Raw genomic sequence first — 3,905 nt, 5'->3', positions numbered from 1 at the left:
AATGAGTAAATTGGGGAAACGACGCAAGATATGCGCCCGTTTTTCATTAGACCTACATAGCTTTATTCGTTCGGTAGCAGGCGTTCGGATTTCACGAGCAGAGCAAATTCTTCCTGGCTTGTCGAAAGCTGTATACAGGAGGGTTGAAACAGTATTGGGTAATGCAGCACATAAGGAGCGATGGCTAGCACAGATCGACAAATACGCAAATCGAACTAGAAATCCCTGGCCAGACGCGTTCTTGGCTTCAGAAGAGGCTGTCGAAGATGCCTTACAGCGAATTGCTGCTGGTGCCCGTGGAGCAATGATAATTAATTATGGTACAGTATCGGATCCCGTTAGACTGGAAGAACGACTCGCGAGTAGATTATTAGACGATCCGTCGCTTCCTTTGGCCTTGGAACGAACACGCCAGCCACGACCAGAAATACCGCCACCGCCGTCAAGGAATGATCCGTTATGGCATGCTCTTCTTGAACATGTAGATGGTGTACCGGATGTTGATACCGGCATCGTTGCCGCTTGCCGAGACGATGATCAACTTTTTGCCACTATAGACATTTCGGATTGTAAAACTGTGCCAGCTATCGTCGGTGGACCCCACGACGGCTGGAGATTGGTGGCAACTGTTGAAAAGCGGATAATTTCACAGCCCAACTCGAGGAACAACGAGGACGATATAGCGGAGCGTTTCAGGATCGTTGAGTTGCGTCTCAGCGGGGATCAACAAGCCCTTAATCTTCGACCTGTTGCTGAAGGAGATATCCGTACATGGAATGTGAACGATACACTAGATTCCCCAATGAATAAGAGGATTAGGAGTTGCCCTATTGTTGGCTATGACTTGGGCGTAAGTGCGGCTGATGACGGGCATTGTGGGTTAGGTATCCAGAGAGGGTTACTTTCGCCGACCAAATTTCTTGTCGCTTCACTTGGTTTGAAGAGAAATGACTACTTCGTACTTGAGGACGACATCGGACCGGCACTAGCATTAATCACTTGGCGAACAGAGTACGATACCAGCAAATACTATCTTCCGCGACCACGGCTTCGCGGCGCCGGTATGGTTCTACGAGGCGATGTATTTGACAAATTGGTCCGCATTACTCAGGGTCACCTGGTTTTTCGAGACTTTCTCTCGGGACCTTCGAATTTGTGTGGCTGATATTTTTGTTGGCAATCGACACGACCCTACATCGCATTGGGCCAGCACACAACTAGAATCCCGTAATGCCCGTTTTCAGATCGACGAGAGAGAAACGCCTCTGGGCCTATACGCCGGCCATCGTGGTGGCCGTCTACTAACTTGGGTCTGGCGCGAATTCTGGTCGACGAGTTGGAGAGCGACTTCCTGTCGGTCTGACTCTTTCTCCTCGGCTGCATTCTGGTGCTCACATCTGTGATCACACGGGGCCCCAAGGTTCGGCCGGGTGGTATAGAGATCTGCGTTGCTCTTGGCAGTGCCAGCCGAGCGCCACCATTTGGTCGAGTGTGAAGTGGTGGCCATCGTCGTCCACGAGGCACTTTTGAAACGGGCTAGGCGGGGATGGCGTTCTCCCACACCGGATCTACTTGCAATCGCAATAGCATCGGTGATCGGTGTCATCGACGAGGGAATGAGTACTATCGGCGACCGCCTAATTGTTTTTTTGCTGCACTGAGGAGGAAGAATGTGAGTAAATCATGTCTCTCGAATGTGCCGGAGCCGAAATCCGAGGTCCGTGACGTGGACGTTCGATCCCCATGAGCTTCAATTTATTCTCCATCTTTTTAGCGAATTCTTTGAAGCCCATATCAAAACCCTTTCCTCTCTTATTAAGTTTTTTGTGTTGTTGTTTAAGATTGTCCATGACCATCCTCCAAGTTATAAGAGGTGCTTCTCAAGCAAAGATACAACCCTGAGGTTTGCATAAAATCAACGATGAACGTGTGGATCTCTTTGACAACTTGCTGAAGTTCTTCGCCTGAACTTATATCCTCAATTATTAAATTTAGTTCCTCTTGTAATACTTGCATCGAAATTCCACGAGAATGGGCGTGCCACCTTTTCGTGTCATTCAACTTCAGTGCTATCTCCTTTGCTCTCTTTTGCTTCATCTCTGAGGTAACAGGTTGTCCGCTTGAGTGCGTCTTATGCCAATTCTTGAACTTGAATGCCGGTAGCCATTTTTCCAACAATTCTACTGAATGCTCTCTGGCTTGCTCATATTGGTGAAGATCTGCCAAGTCTAATTGTTCAACCAAAGCATATTCTAGCGGAGTTAACGAGCCATCTCTAGATTTTTCGTTTAGTTCTTCAAATTTCTCCAAGTAACCCAAAACTGGTATCCAATTGTCGTCAATAAAGAACTGAGGGTCAATTGGTCCTAATTGGGAGTAATAATCCATGTAGATATTATCACCTGATAACGCAAAGACCGTGCCAGCGGACATAGCTTGATCAGGGATTATGAAATCAACACAACCATAATGCTGACGGATGACTTCTACCGTCCGCTCGACCGAATCAACCGAACCTCCCCCGGTATTCAATAGAATTGTAAGAGTATCATTGTTGGGTTGAATTTCCATCATCCTTTCTATTTCATCTCTAACCAATGCTGGTAAGTTTTCATACATTGGTCCATAAATTGCCATTACGTCCGACTTTCTGATTGAAGCCAATTGAATTAGCTGCCATTGGAGCATTCTTTCAATAAAATCCTTCACTTCTGCCATTAGATTTACCTATTCCATTTTTATTTTCCGGCGGGAGATCTGTAAATATCACAACAACACCCACTAATTTCCCCAATAAATTGTACCAATCACCCTAAAAATAGGTTTAACTACTCTGGCGCAGATGATCATACGCCAAAGTATCTGCTTAGGCCACCCATACACTGCCTGCGGGTGGGGAGTCCAGATGTTGTCGAGTATCCTCATTTCGTGACAAAAAAAGCAGTTGGCATCTCTCTAATGAGTTATTGTGGGCTCTTTTGCCACTTCACAAATGGTAGGCCGTCCTAATTTTCGTCTGAGGCAGTGATTTTGGGGTGACAAACAATTTGGAGATTTTTCTGTAGTAGGGAGATCAATTTTGTATGGTGATCATGTCCTTCGTTCGATACGCAGCACTGGTCTTGGCAATTGCGCTATTTTCTACCTGTAAAAGTCCCACAGAACCGATGCCCCCAGAGCCCGAAAATACCCCCATGCCACGCGAGGTGGCCGATGATGATTATATCCAGCTTTCAGATGGTCTTAAGTACTATGACTTTGAGATCGGTACAGGCGATCCAGTAAAAAATGGAGACCTTGTGACCGTGCATTATCACGGTTGGCTAACGGACAACACGCTCTTTGACAGCTCCCATCTTCGAAACAACCCCTTCTCGTTTCAAATTGGGAACGGCCGGGTTATCCAGGGATGGGAACTAGGAATCCTGGGCATGCGACCAGGAGGACAGCGGCAACTCGTGATCCCACCTGATCTTGCCTATGGAAATCGGGGACAAGGCCGCATTCCACCAAATGCAACCCTGATCTTTGAGGTTACCCTCCTATCTATTGACTAATCGCTGCCTCCTCCTGAAGTATAGAATCCAGTGTTTCGACAAGTTGGACCACGTTGGCCTGATCAAATACCAGCGGGGGCTTGATCTTCAGCACGTTATGAAGCGGCCCATCTGTTGAAATCAGAATGCCCAGATCGCGCATGCGGTTCGCAATATAGCCCGCCTCCTGATCGGCTGGCTCCAGGGTTTCGTGATCCCGCACCAACTCTATCCCCAAAAATAATCCCCTCCCCCTGACATCTCCGATTACCGGATGCTTGCTTTTTAGTTTCTCAAGAGACTGTTTTAGAAAGGTGCCCGTGACAAGCGCGTTTTCCTGTAGCTTTTCCGATTCAATCACATCCAAAA

5 protein-coding genes are annotated in these 3,905 nt (G+C 47.3%); 2 read left to right on the top strand and 3 right to left on the bottom strand.

Annotated features, from left to right (window positions below; translation table 11 throughout):
* Positions 1–241 precede the first annotated feature (241 nt).
* On the top strand, positions 242–1,165 hold the full coding sequence (locus OXH00_03690) for a hypothetical protein (protein MCY3740103.1): 924 nt from the start codon (positions 242–244) through the stop codon (positions 1,163–1,165).
* Positions 1,166–1,637: 472 nt separating this feature from the next.
* Here the strand turns inward: OXH00_03690 and OXH00_03685 are convergent, their stop codons facing one another.
* Both OXH00_03685 and OXH00_03680 read right to left on the bottom strand, forming a co-directional pair.
* Positions 1,638–1,850, bottom strand: a complete 213-nt coding sequence (locus OXH00_03685) for a hypothetical protein (protein MCY3740102.1) — start codon at positions 1,848–1,850, stop codon at positions 1,638–1,640.
* On the bottom strand, positions 1,837–2,718 hold the full coding sequence (locus OXH00_03680; protein ID MCY3740101.1) for a serine dehydrogenasease: 882 nt from the start codon (positions 2,716–2,718) through the stop codon (positions 1,837–1,839). Before OXH00_03680 ends, OXH00_03685 begins: the two co-directional genes overlap by 14 nt.
* 365 nt (positions 2,719–3,083) lie before the next feature.
* Here OXH00_03680 and OXH00_03675 point away from each other — a divergent pair, with 365 nt between their 5' ends.
* Positions 3,084–3,557, top strand: a complete 474-nt coding sequence (locus OXH00_03675) for an FKBP-type peptidyl-prolyl cis-trans isomerase (protein ID MCY3740100.1) — start codon at positions 3,084–3,086, stop codon at positions 3,555–3,557.
* Here the strand turns inward: OXH00_03675 and OXH00_03670 are convergent.
* A partial coding sequence (locus tag OXH00_03670; protein ID MCY3740099.1) for an aminotransferase class III-fold pyridoxal phosphate-dependent enzyme occupies positions 3,547–3,905 on the bottom strand: 359 nt, incomplete at its 5' end. The two genes, OXH00_03675 and OXH00_03670, sit on opposite strands and share 11 nt — an antisense overlap.

The sequence above is a fragment of the Candidatus Poribacteria bacterium genome, assembly GCA_026706025.1.
Lineage (GTDB): Bacteria > Poribacteria > WGA-4E > WGA-4E > WGA-3G > WGA-3G.
The sequence above is the reverse complement of the archived record's forward strand: the minus strand, read 5'-3'. Positions and strand labels throughout refer to the sequence as shown.

Excerpts from the sequence above, each read along its gene's own strand:
- OXH00_03685 (MCY3740102.1), bottom strand. The coding sequence starts at position 1,850 with ATGGACAATCTTAAACAACAACACAAAAAACTTAATAAGAGAGGAAAG.
- OXH00_03675 (MCY3740100.1), top strand. The coding sequence starts at position 3,084 with ATGGTGATCATGTCCTTCGTTCGATACGCAGCACTGGTCTTGGCAATT.
- OXH00_03680 (MCY3740101.1), bottom strand. The coding sequence starts at position 2,718 with ATGGCAGAAGTGAAGGATTTTATTGAAAGAATGCTCCAATGGCAGCTA.